Source organism: Arthrobacter sp., assembly GCF_031988865.1.
Lineage (GTDB): Bacteria > Actinomycetota > Actinomycetes > Actinomycetales > Micrococcaceae > Arthrobacter_B.
In genome coordinates this window covers 27,153-42,990 of record NZ_DALZXY010000021.1, presented here as the reverse complement: position 1 = coordinate 42,990, position 15,838 = coordinate 27,153, and the positions used below count along the sequence as shown (strand labels likewise).

General features: G+C 65.5%; 18 protein-coding genes. 10 read left to right on the top strand and 8 right to left on the bottom strand.

The genetic code is table 11. The annotated features are described in order from the left end of the window. A partial coding sequence (gene serB / locus RTN46_RS06050; protein WP_312179825.1) for a phosphoserine phosphatase SerB occupies positions 1 to 676 on the top strand: 676 nt, incomplete at its 5' end. A gap of 81 nt (positions 677 to 757) precedes the next feature. Here the strand turns inward: serB and RTN46_RS06045 are convergent. Both RTN46_RS06045 and RTN46_RS06040 read right to left on the bottom strand, forming a co-directional pair. Beyond that, on the bottom strand, positions 758 to 1,501 hold the full coding sequence (locus RTN46_RS06045) for an SDR family oxidoreductase (protein WP_312179824.1): 744 nt from the start codon (positions 1,499 to 1,501) through the stop codon (positions 758 to 760). A gap of 120 nt (positions 1,502 to 1,621) precedes the next feature. Beyond that, positions 1,622 to 2,347, bottom strand: a complete 726-nt coding sequence (locus tag RTN46_RS06040; protein ID WP_312179823.1) for a beta-ketoacyl-ACP reductase — start codon at positions 2,345 to 2,347, stop codon at positions 1,622 to 1,624. Positions 2,348 to 2,461: 114 nt separating this feature from the next. On the opposite strand from RTN46_RS06040, the gene RTN46_RS06035 reads away from it, so the two are divergent. Genes RTN46_RS06035 through RTN46_RS06025 form a run of 3 tightly spaced genes read left to right on the top strand, consistent with a single transcriptional unit; the run spans position 2,462 to position 3,999 of the window. Continuing rightward, positions 2,462 to 2,860 carry a DUF3099 domain-containing protein gene (locus RTN46_RS06035; RefSeq protein ID WP_312179822.1) on the top strand — a complete coding sequence of 133 codons (399 nt, stop codon included), beginning with the start codon at positions 2,462 to 2,464 and terminating at the stop codon, positions 2,858 to 2,860. Further along, positions 2,857 to 3,108, top strand: coding sequence for a hypothetical protein (locus RTN46_RS06030; RefSeq protein ID WP_312179820.1), 252 nt, complete (start codon positions 2,857 to 2,859; stop codon positions 3,106 to 3,108). The genes RTN46_RS06035 and RTN46_RS06030 overlap by 4 nt, the downstream gene beginning before the upstream one ends. Further along, entirely contained in the window at positions 3,109 to 3,999 is an 891-nt protein-coding gene (locus RTN46_RS06025) for an SURF1 family protein (RefSeq protein ID WP_312179818.1), read from the top strand. A gap of 86 nt (positions 4,000 to 4,085) precedes the next feature. On the opposite strand, the gene RTN46_RS06020 is transcribed toward RTN46_RS06025, so the two are convergent. Beyond that, entirely contained in the window at positions 4,086 to 5,684 is a 1,599-nt protein-coding gene (locus tag RTN46_RS06020; RefSeq protein ID WP_312179816.1) for an ABC-F family ATP-binding cassette domain-containing protein, read from the bottom strand. A 196-nt stretch (positions 5,685 to 5,880) separates the two neighbouring features. Here RTN46_RS06020 and RTN46_RS06015 point away from each other — a divergent pair, with 196 nt between their 5' ends. The 3 genes from RTN46_RS06015 (at position 5,881) to RTN46_RS06005 (ending at position 7,890) form a co-directional block, all read left to right on the top strand. Next, entirely contained in the window at positions 5,881 to 6,501 is a 621-nt protein-coding gene (locus tag RTN46_RS06015) for a biotin transporter BioY (protein WP_312179814.1), read from the top strand. Continuing rightward, positions 6,501 to 7,205: an ABC transporter ATP-binding protein gene (locus tag RTN46_RS06010; RefSeq protein WP_312179812.1), complete on the top strand. Its 705-nt coding sequence runs from the start codon at positions 6,501 to 6,503 to the stop codon at positions 7,203 to 7,205. The genes RTN46_RS06015 and RTN46_RS06010 overlap by 1 nt, the downstream gene beginning before the upstream one ends. A 64-nt stretch (positions 7,206 to 7,269) precedes the next feature. Beyond that, the gene (locus RTN46_RS06005; RefSeq protein ID WP_312179811.1) at positions 7,270 to 7,890 is read left to right on the top strand and encodes an energy-coupling factor transporter transmembrane protein EcfT; all 621 of its coding nucleotides are present in this window, start codon (positions 7,270 to 7,272) and stop codon (positions 7,888 to 7,890) included. A gap of 143 nt (positions 7,891 to 8,033) precedes the next feature. On the opposite strand, the gene RTN46_RS06000 is transcribed toward RTN46_RS06005, so the two are convergent. From RTN46_RS06000 to RTN46_RS05980, 5 genes are all read right to left on the bottom strand, one after another. Next, positions 8,034 to 8,363: a metal-sulfur cluster assembly factor gene (locus tag RTN46_RS06000; protein WP_312179810.1), complete on the bottom strand. Its 330-nt coding sequence runs from the start codon at positions 8,361 to 8,363 to the stop codon at positions 8,034 to 8,036. Positions 8,364 to 8,399: 36 nt separating this feature from the next. Continuing rightward, entirely contained in the window at positions 8,400 to 9,170 is a 771-nt protein-coding gene (gene sufC, locus RTN46_RS05995; RefSeq protein ID WP_312179808.1) for a Fe-S cluster assembly ATPase SufC, read from the bottom strand. 65 nt (positions 9,171 to 9,235) lie between these two features. Continuing rightward, on the bottom strand, positions 9,236 to 10,591 hold the full coding sequence (gene sufD, locus RTN46_RS05990) for a Fe-S cluster assembly protein SufD (protein ID WP_312179806.1): 1,356 nt from the start codon (positions 10,589 to 10,591) through the stop codon (positions 9,236 to 9,238). Continuing rightward, a complete protein-coding gene (gene sufB, locus RTN46_RS05985; protein WP_312179804.1) occupies positions 10,591 to 12,066 on the bottom strand; it encodes a Fe-S cluster assembly protein SufB in 1,476 nt (491 codons plus the stop codon). Before sufB ends, sufD begins: the two co-directional genes overlap by 1 nt. Beyond that, positions 12,066 to 12,827, bottom strand: coding sequence for a helix-turn-helix domain-containing protein (locus RTN46_RS05980; protein ID WP_312179803.1), 762 nt, complete (start codon positions 12,825 to 12,827; stop codon positions 12,066 to 12,068). The genes sufB and RTN46_RS05980 overlap by 1 nt, the downstream gene beginning before the upstream one ends. Positions 12,828 to 12,983: 156 nt before the next feature. Here RTN46_RS05980 and RTN46_RS05975 point away from each other — a divergent pair, with 156 nt between their 5' ends. Genes RTN46_RS05975 through RTN46_RS05965 form a run of 3 tightly spaced genes read left to right on the top strand, consistent with a single transcriptional unit; the run spans position 12,984 to position 15,711 of the window. Then, positions 12,984 to 13,937: an ABC transporter ATP-binding protein gene (locus RTN46_RS05975; RefSeq protein ID WP_396157383.1), complete on the top strand. Its 954-nt coding sequence runs from the start codon at positions 12,984 to 12,986 to the stop codon at positions 13,935 to 13,937. Next, entirely contained in the window at positions 13,934 to 14,677 is a 744-nt protein-coding gene (locus RTN46_RS05970) for an ABC transporter permease (RefSeq protein ID WP_312179801.1), read from the top strand. The genes RTN46_RS05975 and RTN46_RS05970 overlap by 4 nt, the downstream gene beginning before the upstream one ends. Before the next feature lie 5 nt (positions 14,678 to 14,682). Further along, the gene (locus RTN46_RS05965) at positions 14,683 to 15,711 is read left to right on the top strand and encodes a COX15/CtaA family protein (protein ID WP_312179800.1); all 1,029 of its coding nucleotides are present in this window, start codon (positions 14,683 to 14,685) and stop codon (positions 15,709 to 15,711) included. Positions 15,712 to 15,838 lie beyond the last annotated feature (127 nt).

Below are 15,838 nucleotides of genomic sequence, written 5' to 3'. Positions count from 1 at the left end.
GGCTCCCGCGCAGAGCGCCGTCGTGCCTGCCTCGCTGCTGGAACCCGCCCGCAAGCTGCTGGTAATGGACGTTGACTCGACGCTCATCAAGCAGGAAGTGATTGAACTGCTCGCTGCCCATGCCGGACGCGAAGCTGAGGTGGCTGCAGTCACCGAAGCTGCCATGCGCGGCGAACTGGACTTTGCCCAGAGCCTTCATGCCAGGGTAAAGACACTGGCCGGGCTGCCGGTTTCCGTGATTGCCGACGTCGGGACGCGGATCGAGCTGTCCGACGGGGCGGAAATCCTGGTGCGGAAGTTCCTCGCGGCCGGCCACGGGGTCGCCGTCGTCTCCGGCGGATTCAATCAGGTGCTGGCACCACTGGCTGACCGGCTGCAGCTGACCTTCGCGCGCGCCAACGAGCTGGGAATTAAAGACGGTTTCCTGACGGGCGAGGTGGAAGGCGAGGTCGTGGACCGTGCGGTCAAGGCCCGCTCGCTGCGCGAATGGGCAGCCGACCTGGGTATCAAGGAAGAGCACACCATCGCAGTGGGCGACGGCGCGAATGACTTGGACATGCTGGCGGCGGCCGCACTCGGCGTGGCGTTCAACGCCAAGCCGGCGGTGCAGGATGCCGCCGATGCCGTGCTGAACCTTCCCGCCCTGGACATGGTTCAGCACTTCGTAAAACTCTAGGCGGCATCCCCTTCCGGGAGGGCCTCAGACCCTCCCGGAAGTACCGGCTGCCACCGGAGTGCCTGCCAGCGGCAAGGCGTCTCAGGCGTTGAGGTAGTCCGCGCCGCCCACGTACTCGGTGTGACCGGTGGGAACATCCGCCAGTGCCATGCGGGCCACCTCAGCGGCGAATTCCTCAACGGAGTAAAGCCGGCCGGCCTCTTCCCGGCGCGCTTCGATAGCTCCCGGATTGGCGCGGTCCAGCAGGGTGGCGGTGACGGTTCCCTCGATCATGTCGCCGGACACCACCACCAGGCTGATTCCCTTTTCTTCCAGCGCCGGAATCATTTCCCGAAGGGCGTCTTCGCCGGCACGCTTGCTGCGGGCCACCGGTTCGTATTCCGGCATGGTCGGCACCGAGTCGATAAAGTGCGCCTGATGGCTGGTGACGAACACCACGCGGGAACCCGGCTTCATGGCCGCGGCAGCGGCAGTGAGCATGTTCACCTGCGCATCGCGGTTCAGCTTGAGGGCATAGTCTTCGCCGACGCCGGTTTCCATGCCTCCGGAGGCGTTCAGGACCAGGATGTCCAGCCCGCCGAACGTTTCCAGCGCAGCATTAACCAGCGCTGCCGGGCCTTCGGCTGAGGTGAGGTCAGTGCCCACGGCGACCGCCCGGCCGCCGGCCGCCTCGATGCCGGCTACGACCTTGTTGGCCCGCGGAGCCTTCTGCCGGTAGTTCACCACAACAGCGGCTCCGGCATCGGCGAGAAGCTTGGCTACTTCTGCTCCGATCCCCCGGGAAGACCCGGTAACAATTGCGGCTTTGCCATCAAGCTGGCCCATGGAAACTCCTTTTGTGGAAAGTAGCTAAAGATATTGACACTGACACCCATCCTGTCAGCCGTAACGATGCTGCGCGTTAGTGGAAACCTCCAAGGAATTCCCGCGCTCTGCTGCGGGTGGCTAGTGGCCCATACCCAGGCCGCCATCCACCGGGATGACTGCCCCGGAGATGTATCCGGCTTCCGGGCCGGCGATCCACCGGACAACGCGGGCAACTTCGTCGGGATCCGCAAAGCGGCCGGCGGGGATCGACGCCAGGTAGCTCTTCCGGGTGTCCTCCGGCAAGGCCTGGGTCATATCAGTGTCGATGAAACCCGGGGCCACAACGTTCGCGGTGATGTTCCGGGAGCCGAGTTCGCGGGTGAGGGACCGGGCGATGCCGATCAGTCCGGCCTTTGACGCAGCGTAGTTGACCTGGCCCGGGGAGCCGTACAGGCCGACCACGGAGGAAATCAGCACCACCCTGCCCCGGCGGAGCTTGAGCATGCCTTTGGAAGCGCGTTTTACGACCCGGAAGGCGCCGGTGAGGTTGGTGTCCACCACGTCGGTGAAATCGTCTTCGCTCATGCGCAGCAGGAGGGTGTCGCGGGTGATGCCGGCATTGGCCACCAGGACTTCAACAGGACCGTGGGCGGCTTCGACTTCGGTGAAGGCGGCGTCGACGGAAGCCATGTCCGTAACGTCCGCCTTCACACCGAGCATGCCCTCAGGCACCGTGCCGCTGCGGTAGGTGATGGCAACCTTGTCCCCCGCTTCCACGAAGGCCTTTGCGATGGCCAGGCCGATGCCGCGGTTACCGCCGGTGATGAGGACGCTTCGGCCCGCTGGTGTCTGATCGTTCTGCACGCAAAATCCTTAAGCTGGGTCTGGGGTGTGGTTGCTTCCGATCCTATCGGCGCTGAAGGCAACTTCAAGAACTCCGCGGGCAGTGAGATAATGGGTAAACCTGTTTGGAGAATAATGAAAAAGGTTTCCCGCCGCGGCGGCCGAATCCCGCGGATTACGGACGCCCGCACAGCACATACCGACGAGATGCATGCGCGCATGGTCAAGTACACCGTGTCCATGAGCATCCGCCTCGTCTGTCTCTTCCTGCTCTTTTTTGTCCACGGATGGCTGATGTGGGTAGTGATCGCCGGGGCTGTTGTGCTGCCCTGGTTCGCCGTCGTGATTGCCAACGGCGGCAGCGATACGCGGAACATGACCGGCTCCGATTCTGCGTACACCGGCCCGCCGCCGCCCCAGCTGGAAGCAAGACCGGCGCAGGGGAATGAGACTCCCGAAACCACTGTTCTCCACGGTGAAATTATCGACGACGACGGCCACGACGGCCGGGGCAAGGCAGAACCGGACGCATGAACCTGCTTGATCAGCTATCCGGCGGTACCGCATCAGAAGAGCGTGCCCGCTGTTCCCGCAAGGGCTGCCGCTCGGACGCTGCCTGGCAGCTGCTGTGGAACAACCCCAGGATCCATACCCCTGAGCGGAGAAAAATCTGGCTGGCCTGCGACGAACACCGCGGGTGGCTGGAAGAGTACCTGCAGGTCCGGTCCCTCTGGAAAGAGACGCTGCCCCTGGGCGCCGCTACCGAAAGCGACAACGCATAAATGTATAAGTTCCTCCTGTCCGGCCGCTGGCTTGGCTGGTTCGCACTGGTCTGCGCACTGGCTGCGGTGTGCGCGTACCTGGGCACCTGGCAGATGGAGCGCCGGGAAGCCGTCCGCGAGGACATCGGATGGGTGGAAACCAACTACTCGGCCGCCCCCGTCCCGTATGAGGAGGCGGCACGCTACTTCGAGGAATTCGATCCGTCGGCGGAATGGCTGCCCGTCGAGCTGACCGGGACCTATGACACCGCGAACCAGCGCATCGTGCGTAACCGGCCGCTGAGCGGCCGGCCCGGCTACGAGGTCCTGGTACCGCTGAAGCTCGACGACGGTACCGCCGTCGTCATCAACCGCGGGTGGCTCCCGATCGGGGACAACGAGGCCGGATGGCCGGATGACATTCCCGAGGCGCCGGCTGGGGAGGTCACGGTGACCGCGCGGATCAAACCGGCCGAACCTGCACTGCTGCGCGGGGCGCCGGAAGGACAGCTGGCCTCCATCGACCTCACTGAATACGAACGCCAGGCAGGCTATCCGCTGCAGCTGGCTGCCTACGGCCAGCTGGATACCGAGGACCCCGCCCCCGCAACCCGCCCGGAGGCCGCGCCGATGCCCTCCGTGGACGAAGGCCCCCACCTCTCCTACTCCCTGCAGTGGTACGCATTTGGCCTGCTCTTTTTCGTGGGGCTGGGCTACGCAGCCCGCCAGGAAGCCTGGAACCGGATTGAATCCGGCGAGGACGAAGAGAGGGACGACGAGGACTGGGACGACGACGGTACGGAGATCCACTCGGCGGCTCCGGCACCGAGGCGCACCCGGCCGGTCCGTAAACGCCGGGGCCCCACGGGCGAGGAAGAGGAAGACGCGATCCTCGACGCCCAGGGGTTCTAACACCGGCCCACAGCACGGCCACATAGAAGAGGCCGCCGGCTTCCCATAAGGGAAACCGGCGGCCTCTTGCCTGTGGTGCGAAGACGCTAGGCCAGGGTGACCAGGTCCAGGTAATCCTCATTCCAGTGGTCTTCATCCCCGTCCGGAAGCAGTACAACGCGCTCCGGGTTCAGGGCCGCGACGGCCCCTTCATCGTGGCTGACCATCACGACTGCGCCGGAGTAGTTGCTCAGGGCACCCAGGATTTCCGCACGGGAGGCGGGGTCCAAGTTGTTCGTCGGCTCGTCAAGGAGCAGTACGTTGGCCGAGGAGGCCACGATCGTGGCCAGCGCGAGGCGGGTCTTTTCGCCACCGGAGAGGACCCCGGCGGGCTTGTCCACGTCATCACCGCTGAACATAAAGGAGCCCAGCACGCTGCGGACCTCGGCGTCGTCCATGTCCGGGGCCGAGGAGCGCATGTTTTCCAGCACCGTCCGCTCGGTGTCCAGCGTCTCGTGCTCCTGGGCGTAGTACCCGACCTTCAGGCCGTGCCCCGGGATGATCCGGCCAGTGTCCGGCTTGTCGACGCCAGCGAGCATCCGCAGCAGGGTCGTTTTACCGGCACCGTTCAGGCCCAGGATAACCACCTTGGAACCGCGGTCAATCGCCAGGTCCACATCGGTGAAGATCTCCAGCGATCCATAGCTCTTGCTGAGCCCCTCGGCCATCATGGGCGTCTTGCCGCAGGGAGCGGGATCCGGGAAGCGAAGCGCTGCAACCCGGTCGGAGGCGCGCACCGCGTCGAGCCCGCCCAGGAGCCGGTCCACGCGCTTGAGCATGCTCTGCGCGGCGGAGGCACCTGATGCGCGGGCCTTCATCTTGTTGGCCTGGGCCAGCAGGACCCCGGCCTTCTTCTCAGTGTTGGCACGTTCGCGCTTGCGGGCCCGCTCATCGGTCTCGCGCTGGATCTTGTAGCGCTTCCAGTCCATGTTGTAGATGTCGATCGTGGCGCGGTTCGCATCCAGGCTGAAGACCTTGTTAACCGTGGCTTCGAGCAGCTCGGTGTCGTGGCTGATGACGATCAGGCCGCCGGTGTGGTTCTTCAGGAACTCGCGCAGCCAGGCGATCGAATCGGCGTCGAGGTGGTTGGTCGGTTCGTCGAGGAGCATGGTCTCGGCGTCGGAGTACAGGATCCGCGCCAGCTCCACACGACGCCGCTGTCCGCCGGACAGCGTCTTCAGCGGCTGGTTCAGCAGCCGGTCCGGGAGGGCGAGGTTGGCACAGATGGTCGCCGCTTCCGATTCCGCGGCGTAACCGCCCGCTGCCAGGAACTCAGCCTCGAGCCGGTCATACCGGTTCATGGCCTTCTGCGAGATCTTGGGATCATCGCTGGCCATTTCGTCCTGGCACTTCTTGAGCTGCGCAGTGACCTTGTCCAGTCCGCGGGCCGAGAGAATGCGGTCACGGCCCAGCTGTTCCATGTCCGGCGTGCGCGGGTCCTGCGGCAGGTAGCCGATGTCCCCGGTGCGCTTGATGTGTCCGGCGGCCGGCAGGGCCTCTCCCGCCAGGACCTTGGTCAGGGTCGTCTTGCCGGCGCCGTTGCGCCCGACGAGACCGATCTTGTCTCCCTTATCCACACGGAATGAGACCGCTTCCATGAGCAGGCGTGCACCGGCACGAAGCTCGAGTTCAGATACGGCAATCACTAAGTGGGACCTTTCGAAGGGGTGGGGTTGTGAAGAAAAGCTGCTCAGGCAGCCTTTCAAGTCTACCGGTCCACGGAGATTTGTAGGAACCCGACAAACAGAATCCGGTCCTGGCGCCGCTAGTGTCGAAATTGGCGCGGAAAATACCGCGCCCATTCATGCAGCTCCTTGTAGGACTCCAACGAAATGAGCCAATATGTCCGCAGTTCCTGAAACGGCCGGGCGCCGGGACCGCCGCACCGCGTGGACGGCCACAGACCTTTCCTATATAGCGGTCTTCGCGGCGCTCACTGCAGCCTTCTCCCTGCTGCCGGGGATTCCGCTGGCGGCCGGCGTACCCATCACCCTGCAGACGTTGGCGGTTATCCTCACCGGAATGGTCCTCGGACCGCTGCGGGGCGCAGCGGCCGTGGGGCTCTACCTCGTGGCCGGGCTGGCGGGCCTGCCCGTCTTCAGCGGCTTCAGCGGCGGTCTTGGGGTACTGGCAGGTCCGTCTGCCGGATACCTGCTGTCCTTTCCGCTGGCAGCACTGGTCGCCGGAGCGCTCTCCCGCGTAGTACTGCTGCGGGTCCGCCGTGCGCGGGCCGCAGCCTTGTTCGGCGCCGGCCTGGCCACCAGCTTCCTGGTCATCCACCCGCTGGGCATCGCCGGAATGATGCTCAACGCCAAGCTCCCCTTCGCTGCGGCGGTGGCTGCAGACATGGCCTTCTGGCCCGGAGACGTGATCAAGAACGTTGCGGCAGCCGCCGTAGCGGCCAGCGTGTTCGCGGCCTTCCCCAGGCTGGTACCGAACCGTCCGGCAGCGGCCGCCCACTGATGCCGGCCGTCGTTTTCGCCGGAGCGGGAGTGGTGGCAGCGGAGAGCGCTGCGGGCCCCCGCACCATCCTGCACCCGGTCAGCCTGGAACTGACCGAGCCGCGGGTTGCCGTTATTGGAGCCAACGGATCCGGGAAGTCCACTCTCCTGCGCCTGATCAACGGACTGCTGCTTCCATCCAGCGGAGCCGTCAGCGTGGACGGCGCAGACACTGCGAAGCAGGGCTCGAAGGTCCGGCGCCGGGTAGGTTTCGTCTTCACCGATCCGCTTTCCCAGCTGGTGATGCCCACAGGGCGGGACGACGTCGAGCTCTCCCTGCGCCGCAGCATCCGTGATGCCCGGGCACGGAGTGCCGCCGCTGAGCAGCGCCTGGCATCGCTTGGCCTGCTGGAACTGGCTGACCGGAGCATCTACGATCTCTCCGGCGGCGAACGGCAGCTGATGGCGCTGGCCACGGTTCTGGCGGTGGAGCCGGCGGTCCTGGTGGCGGATGAGCCGACCACCCTGCTGGACCTGCGGAACACCGCACGGCTGCGGGAACTGCTTGCCGCGCTCCCCCAGCAGCTGATCTACACGACCCATGACCTGGACTTCGCGTCCGATGCTGACCGGGTGCTGGTGATCGACGACGGCCGGATCGTCTGCGATGCCGGCCCGGAAGAGGCCATCGGCAGGTACCGTGCCCTGGCGCTGGGGACCCGGTGACGGACACAGTTGCCAAGGCAGGGGCCAAAACAGTGACGGGGGCAGAGACGGACGGTGACACAGCGTGAGGAACCGGGATGCCCTGCTCGGCGCCTATCTGCCCGGGCGCTCTGCCGTGCACCGGGCGCCACTCGCGCTGAAGGCGGCCGCCGTCGTTGTGGTCTCTGTCCTGACGCTTGTCCTGGCGAGTCTGCCGGCCACGGCCGTCACCGCCCTGCTGGTCAGCGCCGCCTACGCAGCAGCGGGGCTGCTGCGCGAAGTGCTGCGTCCCCTGGCCGTGATGTGGCCGGTGCTGCTGCTGATCGCAGTGTTTCAGCTGTGGAGCGCAGGCACCGAGGCTGCCCTGGTGACGGCGGGGAACATCCTGGTGTGTGTGTCAGTGGCGAGGCTGCTGATCCTCACGGTGCCCGTCCCGGAACTGCTCGACGGCGTTGTTTCGCTGGTCCGCCCGCTGAAAGTGGTTGGCGCTGATCCGGAACGCTTTGGGCTGGCACTGGCGCTGATGGTCCGCAGCCTTCCCTATCTGCTCGGTTCCGCGGCCGATGTCCGGGATTCTGCAAAGGCCCGAGGCCTGGAGCGGAGTCTGCGCGCACAGGCCGTGCCTGTCGTTATCCGGGCCGTGGCCTATGCCCAGCAGACCGGTGAGGCGCTGGCCGCCCGCGGCATCGGCGAAGCGCAGGAGTAAGCCGCGCCGGCTCCTGGTGAAGGACCGGCCGAAACAGGGCCGGCCAAAACAGGGCCAGCCCAAGCACTTGCCCGGGAGATGCGAAAGGGCGGACACCCAGACAGGGTGTCCGCCCTTTTTAGCTATGCCAGGCGCGGCAGCGGCTAGATGTTGAAGCCCAGGGCCCGCATCTGGTCGCGACCGTCGTCCGTGATCTTCTCGGGACCCCACGGCGGCATCCAGACCCAGTTCAGCCGGAACTCGTCGACAACGCCCTCAAGCGCCTTGCTGGTCTGCTCTTCGAGGACATCGGTGAGCGGGCAGGCGGCGGTGGTGAGCGTCATGTCGATGAGCAGGGCACCGTCGTCGGCGTACTTCAGGCCGTAGAGCAGGCCGAGGTCAACGATGTTCACCCCCAGCTCAGGGTCAATGACGTCCTTGAGGGCCTCTTCGACATCCTCCAGGGATGTCTGGGCCAGATTGGCGTCAGTCATGTTCTGCTCCTGTTCCTCAGGCTCGTGCGGTACAGCCTAGGCGCTGACGGCGCCGGTCTTGGCAAACCGGTCGTAGCCTTCTTCTTCCAGGCGGTCGGCAAGCTCGGGGCCACCCTGCTCGGCTATCCGGCCGTCGACAAACACGTGCACGAAGTCCGGCTTGATGTAGCGCAGGATCCGCGTGTAGTGCGTAATCAGCAGCGTACCCATATTCCCGGTGGAGTGCTCGCGGTTCACGCCTTCGGAAACAACCTTCAGGGCGTCAACGTCCAGGCCGGAGTCAGTCTCATCCAGGATGGCGAAACGCGGGTGGAAGAGCTCCAGCTGCAGGATCTCCACACGCTTCTTCTCGCCGCCGGAGAAACCTTCGTTGACATTGCGCTGGGCGAAGTCAGCGTCGATGCGCAGCTGCTCCATGGCGCCCTTGACGTCCTTGGTCCAGTGGCGCAGGGACGGTGCTTCGCCGTCCAGTGCGGTCTTGGCGGTCCGAAGGAAGTTCGTCATGGTGACGCCCGGAACCTCGACCGGGTACTGCATGGCCAGGAACAGGCCGGCCCGGGCCCGCTCGTCAACGCTCATCGCCAGGACGTCTTCGCCGTCCAGGGTGATGGAGCCGCTGTCCACGGTGTAGCGCGGGTGGCCGGCGATCGTGGAGGCCAGGGTGGACTTGCCGGAGCCGTTGGGGCCCATGATGGCGTGGGTTTCACCCGTGTTGATGGTCAGGCTGACGCCCTTCAGGATCTGCTTCTTGACACCCTGTTCGGTCTCAATGCTGACGTGAAGGTCCTTGATTTCAAGAGTGGACATGCGTAGTTTTCGCTTTCTCTTTGCACGCTTTTGGTGCGGTCTGCAGGTTCTTCGGGGAGAGGTGCTTAGGCCTCGACGGCGGCGAGTTCACGCTCGACCGCGGCGGTAAGGCGCTCTTCCAGTTCCGGAACCTTGATCTGCTGGATGATTTCGTTCAGGAAGCCACGCACCACGAGGCGGCGTGCAACGTCCTCGGGGATGCCCCGGGCCATCAGGTAGAACAGGTGCTCGTCGTCGAACCGGCCAGTGGCACTGGCATGGCCGGCGCCCTCGATCAGGCCGGTCTCGATCTCGAGGTTGGGCACGGAATCGGCGCGGCCGCCGTCGGTAAGCAGCAGGTTGCGGTTTACCTCGTAGGTGTCCGTTCCCTCGGCTTCCTTGCGGATCAGCACGTCGCCAACCCAGACCGTGTGCGCGTCCTTGCCCTGCAGGGCGCCCTTGTACATCACGCGGGACTTGCAGTTGGGGACGGCGTGGTCAACAAAGAGGCGCTGTTCCAGGTGCTGTCCGGCGTCGGCGTAGTAGAGGCCGAACATCTGCACGTCACCGCCGGTGGCGGTGAACTTCGAGGACGGGGTGACCCGAACGAGGTCGCCGCCGAGGCTGACGACGACGTGCTTGAAGCGGGCGTCGCGGCCAATCCGGGCGTACTGCGCCGAGGCGTGCACGGCGTCGTCGTCCCAGTCCTGGACGCTGATCACGGTCAGTTCCGCGCCGTCGCCGACGTGGATTTCCACGTTCTGGGACAGCGTGGCCGAACCCTTGTGATCCAGGACCACAACGGCCTTGGAGAAGGCGCCGGCCTCAATGAAGACGTGCTGGGCGGCCGGATCAATGCCGGCGCCGGTGATCGTCAGGGTGATGGTGCCTTCGGCCTGGGTGTCCTTGGGGATGCTGACCAGGGTGGCTTCGGTAAAAGCTTCCCAGGCAGCGGCAGCCACGAGGTCTTCAGGAACTCCGGCGGTGCCGATCCTTGCGTCGTCGCGGCCAATCGCGGCGACGGTGACCGACTCGGGCGCGACGACGGCGACCTCCGGGGCGGCGCCCGTCAGTTCTGCCGTGTGCAGCCCGCGCAGGCGTTTGAGCGGCGTGAACCGCCAGTCCTCTTCACGGCCGGTGAGCTTGCCGAAGTCGGCCCGGTGGAAGGAGGTGGGCCGGCCAGCGCGTGAGCTGTCCGGAACACCGGCACCGGCACCGTGGCTGTGGGACTTGCTGCTGTCGCCGCCAAGCACGGGTGAGGCGTCGTTCAGCGGGGAAAGGTTTTCGCCTTCCTCGGTGAAGCCATCGATGCGCACCCGGCGTTCTCCCGAGGGAGCCCCGATGCGTGCCTTGACGCCTTCCACTGCGTTGCTGACCTGTTCGGCCACGTTTTCAGCGACGTTCTGGGCTGCGTTTACTACGGTGTCGTTAAGCTTCGACATTAACCGACGGCTCCTTCCATCTGGAGTTCAATGAGGCGGTTGAGTTCAAGGGCATATTCCATCGGCAGTTCACGCGCGATCGGCTCAATAAAGCCGCGCACGATCATGGCCATGGCCTCGTCCTCGGGAAGGCCGCGGGACATCAGGTAGAACAGCTGTTCTTCACTGACCCGGGAAACGGTGGCTTCGTGGCCCATGGTGACGTCGTCTTCGCGGATGTCCACGTACGGGTACGTGTCCGAGCGGGAGATGGTGTCCACCAGGAGCGCGTCGCAGCGCACGGTGTTGGCCGAGTTCTTGGCGCCTTCGCGGACCTGGACCAGGCCGCGGTAGGCTGCACGGCCGCCGCCGCGTGCCACCGACTTGGAAATGATCGAGCTCTTGGTGTTCGGTGCAATGTGGACCATCTTGGAACCGGTGTCCTGGTGCTGGCCTTCGCCGGCGAACGCGATCGAGAGGGTCTCACCCTTGGCATGCTCGCCGACCAGGTAGACGGCCGGGTACTTCATGGTGACCTTGGAACCGATGTTGCCGTCGATCCACTCCATGGTGGCGCCTTCGTGTGCAATGGCGCGCTTGGTCACCAGGTTGTACACGTTGTTGGACCAGTTCTGGATGGTCGTGTAGCGGACGCGGGCGCCCTTCTTCACGATGATTTCGACGACGGCCGAGTGCAGCGAATCCGAGGTGTAGATCGGCGCGGTGCAGCCTTCGATGTAGTGGACGTAGGAGTCCTCATCGGCAATGATCAGCGTGCGCTCGAACTGGCCCATGTTTTCCGTGTTGATACGGAAGTAGGCCTGCAGCGGAATCTCGACGTGGACGCCCTTCGGGACGTAGACGAAGGAGCCGCCGGACCAGACAGCAGTGTTCAGCGAACCGAACTTGTTGTCGCCCACCGGGATGACCGTGCCGAAGTACTCCTGGAAGATCTCCGGGTGTTCCTTCAGCGCGGTGTCGGTGTCCAGGAAGATAACTCCCTGGCGTTCCAGGTCCTCGCGGAGCTGGTGGTAGACAACCTCGGATTCGTACTGCGCAGCAACGCCGGAGACCAGGCGGCCGCGCTCTGCTTCGGGGATGCCGAGCTTCTCGTACGTATTGCGGATGTCCTCGGGCAGGTCCTCCCAGGTGTTGGCCTGCTTTTCCGTGGAGCGCACGAAGTATTTGATGTTGTCGAAGTCGATGCCCGACAGGTCCGCGCCCCAGGTGGGCATGGGCTTGCGGCCGAAGTACTTCAGGCCCTTGAGCCGGAGGTCCAGCATCCACTGCGGCTCGTTCTTCTTAGCCGAAATGTCACGGACGACCTCCTCTGAGAGGCCGCGGCGGGCGTTTGACCCGGCGACGTCGGAGTCGGCCCAGCCGTACTCATAGGTGCCGATGCCCTCGAGCTCGGGGTTCTTTTCCAGGATGTCTGAAATCACGGAATCGGGCACCGTTGCGGGTGCCTCTGGCTTCCGGGTTACTTGATCCGTCATCACGGCCTTTCTTGCTGATGAGTGGATGTGGACTGGGTTGCGGCGCCCACCGGCTGGTGCGGCGCAGACATCGAACGGCCCACGGGTATGTGGGTCGTACATACGTGCCCGCCGCGGGAAAGCGTGGACAGCCTGCGCACGTCCACTCCCAGCAGCCGGGAAAAAACTTCGGTCTCCTTGTCACAGAAGACGGGGTAGGCGCTTGCCAGCGCCTGGATGGGGCAGTGCCCCTGGCACAGCTGGATACTCAGCAGTGTGCTGGGCGTCCGGCTTGTGCCGATCATGGTCGTGGATCCGACGAATCCGTCCTTGGTGAGTTCGGCGGCCAGGGCCTCTGCCCTGTCCTCGATAGCGGGTCCGGCGGCGTCAAGCACCGGACGGTAGCGTTCCTCCATTTTATGGAACCGCGCCTCGGCGAATGCCTCAATAGCTTCGGGGCCTGCCGCCTTGCCCAGTTCCCGAAGCGCTTCGGTGGCAATCGTCAGATAGTCGTTGCCAAGGTAGGCCTGTCCCTGCTGGCTCACCACGTAGCGCCGCGCCGGGCGGCCTGCGCCCGAACCCGGATTACTGAGGTGCTTGACCTCGATCAGGCCCTCACGCTCCAGGGCGTCGAGGTGCCGGCGCACGGCTGCGGGCGTGAATCCCAGCGTTTCGCCGAGTTCGGCAGCGCTGACCGGACCGCGCTCCAGCACGGCTCCAAGCACGCGGTCCCGGGTGCGTTCGTCCGCCTCCCGGGCTGCTGTGGGAGGGGCGGTGGTCACCGCCCCTGGGATCTCCGTCTCAGAACTCTTCACTGAATACACAACACAAGCATGACCTAATCCATTCCTCCAGGCTACTAAGGGCAGGCTTCCATCGCTCAGAAGGGAAACCGCCGGGAGGCGGGACTGTACTACTACCTAACGTAGAATATGGGCGTGCCTAACGACGAACCGTGCCTGACCATCAACGGCCTGATCCGGGACCGCGGTCCCGTGCCAGGTCTTGACGGCAAAATGCTCCGGGTCCTGGCCGGCGTCGACTTCACGGCCAGGCGCGGACAGGTTACCGCGCTCCTCGGCGCCAACGGGGCCGGAAAAACGACCACGCTGGAATGTGCCCAGGGCCTTCAGCCGATCGACGGCGGTGAGGTGCGGCTGCTGGGCCGCTCCCCCTACGGCGCCGGCGCTGACCTGCGCGCGCGGGTAGGGGTGATGCTGCAGGAGGGAGGGCTGCCGCCGACTGCGCGGCCCGTGGCCCTGCTGCACCATATCGCCAGCATGTACGCGGATCCCCGCGACGTCGACTCCCTGGTGGACCGGCTGGGAATCGGAAGCTTTGCCAAGACCGGTATCCGGCGGCTCTCCGGCGGACAGCGCCAGCGGGTAGCCCTGGCTGCAGCACTGGTGGGCAATCCCGAGGTGCTTTTCCTCGACGAGCCCAGCGCCGGCCTCGATCCCCAATCCCGCCAGATCGTGTTCGACCTGATCCAGGAGCTGCGCGCCGAGAACCTCGGCATCATCCTCACCACGCATCTGCTCGACGACGCGCAGAAGCTCGCCGACTACGTCTACATCATTGACGCCGGCCGCACCGTGGCGCAGGGAACCGTTGCAGAATTGACGGCGCGGACCGCGGACCAGGCCGCCGGCCGGGAGCTGACGTTCGAAGCCCCGCCCGGGCTGGGGGTCTCCATTCCGTCGCTGGCCCATCTGGCCCTCACCGAGGACGCACCGGGACGCTACGCACTGCGTGGCGAGTTCTCCCCCGCCGATCTGGCGAACCTGGCCGGGTGGTGGCAAGAGGCCGGCATCCTGCCGGACAGTATCCACATGGCATCACGATCGTTGGAGGACGTTTTCCTCGAACTGTCCGGAAGGGAGATCCGATGAGTGCGCCGGCCTCGCTGCCCGTCCGGGTACTGAACCAAGGCAAATATGAAGCCGGCACCATGCTGCGCAACGGGGAGCAGCTGGTGCTCGCCGTCGTACTTCCGCTGCTTGGACTGATCGCGCTGAGTGTCACCCCCCTCCTGGATGCGTACGGCCCCTCCCGGGTGGACACGGCCACGCCCGGGATCCTGGCGCTCTGCGCCATGTCGACGGCCTTCACCGGGCAGGGAATCGCCACCGGATTCGACCGGCGCTACGGCGTGCTCCGATTCCTTTCCACCACGCCGCTCGGCCGTGCCGGGCTGATCGCAGGGAAGGTCATCGCCGTGCTGTCGGTCCTGGCCATCCAGGTGCTGTTGGTCTCGGTTGTTGCCCTGTTTATGGGCTGGCGTCCGTCGCTGCCCGGCATCCCCCTTGCCGTGCTCCTGCTGGTGCTTGGCGCGGTGGCCTTCACATCCCTGGGCCTGCTGGTGGCCGGCACCGTCCGGCCCGAGGCAACCCTGGCCATTACCAACCTTCTCTGGATCCTGCTGGCCGGCGTTGGCGGTATCATCATTCCGGCTGCGAGCCTCCCTGCAGGCCTGCTGCCGTACGTCCAGCTGCTTCCCTCGGCCGCCCTGGGCGATGCCCTGAGGTCCGCCCTCATCGAAACGCAGTTCAACCTTCCCGCCACGTTCATCCTGCTGGCGTGGACAATCCTGGGCGGCTTTGCTGCCGTCCGCTGGTTTAAATGGAGTTAGCCCCCGTGCCGAACACACCCTCTGCCCCAGCCGTCCCTTCACGGGAGGCTCCAGCACGCCCGGCGACAAGCCGCCTGGTCCGGTCCCTCGCCGTCGCGTCCCTCGCTGCCAACATAGGCATTGTGGTGACCGGCGGTGCCGTGCGGCTGACCGCCTCCGGCCTCGGTTGCCCGGAATGGCCGCTCTGCACCCCCGATTCGCTGATTACGACGCCGGAAATGGGCGTCCACGGGATCATCGAGTTCGGTAACCGGATGCTGACCTTTGTGCTGACTGCCATCGCCTTCGGAATGCTGGCATCAGTCTGGAAGGCACGCTCAACCCGCCCGGACCTGGTCTGGCTCTCGGTGGCTGCCCTGGCCGGCATCCCCGCACAGGCCATTATCGGCGGCATCACCGTGTGGACTGATCTGAACCCGTGGGTGGTGGGGCTTCACTTCATTGTTTCGATGGCGATTATCAGCGTGACCGTGGTCCTGGTGAACCGCGCCCGGCTCAGTCCTGCCCAGCTTGGCAGCACTCATCCGCCGCTGGCGGGGCGCACGCTGCGCCCGGTGGTCTGGGCGATTGGTGTCCTTTCCGCCATCACTGTCGTCCTCGGTGTGATCGTCACCGGCTCGGGCCCCCACGCCGGAGACCACGGCGCCGCCCGCAACAACCTCGACTCCGACCTGGTGACCCGCCTCCACGTGGTTCCGGTCTATCTGCTGGTGTTTACGATCGCCGTCGCGCTTTACCTCGTGTACCGCCGGAACACGGACCACCGGCTTAAGGGCTCCCTCGTGATCTTCGCGGTGGTGCTCGTGGCGCAGGCCATCATTGGCTACACCCAGCACTTCCTGCACCTGCCGGTTGCCCTGGTGGCGCTGCACATGCTCGGTGCATCCGCGATGACCGCTGCTGCCGCAAATGTGGTCTACACAGGGCTGTCGGGCCAGGTGCCGGGTGAGGATTCCGTATCCGTGAAGGGTGCCGCTGCCGGTGGGGCTGCCAAGACGGCTGCGTCCGGCAACGCGGCGTCCCGGCAGGACTAACCGCCAAGAAACACATAGCTGGCACTGGGCCTCTCCGCATTGCGCGGGGAGGCCCTTTGCTTTGCGGGGCCGGGCGTTCCGGAGGCCGCCGGTTGTGGGGCAGGCGGACCCGGGCTGGCGATGTGGG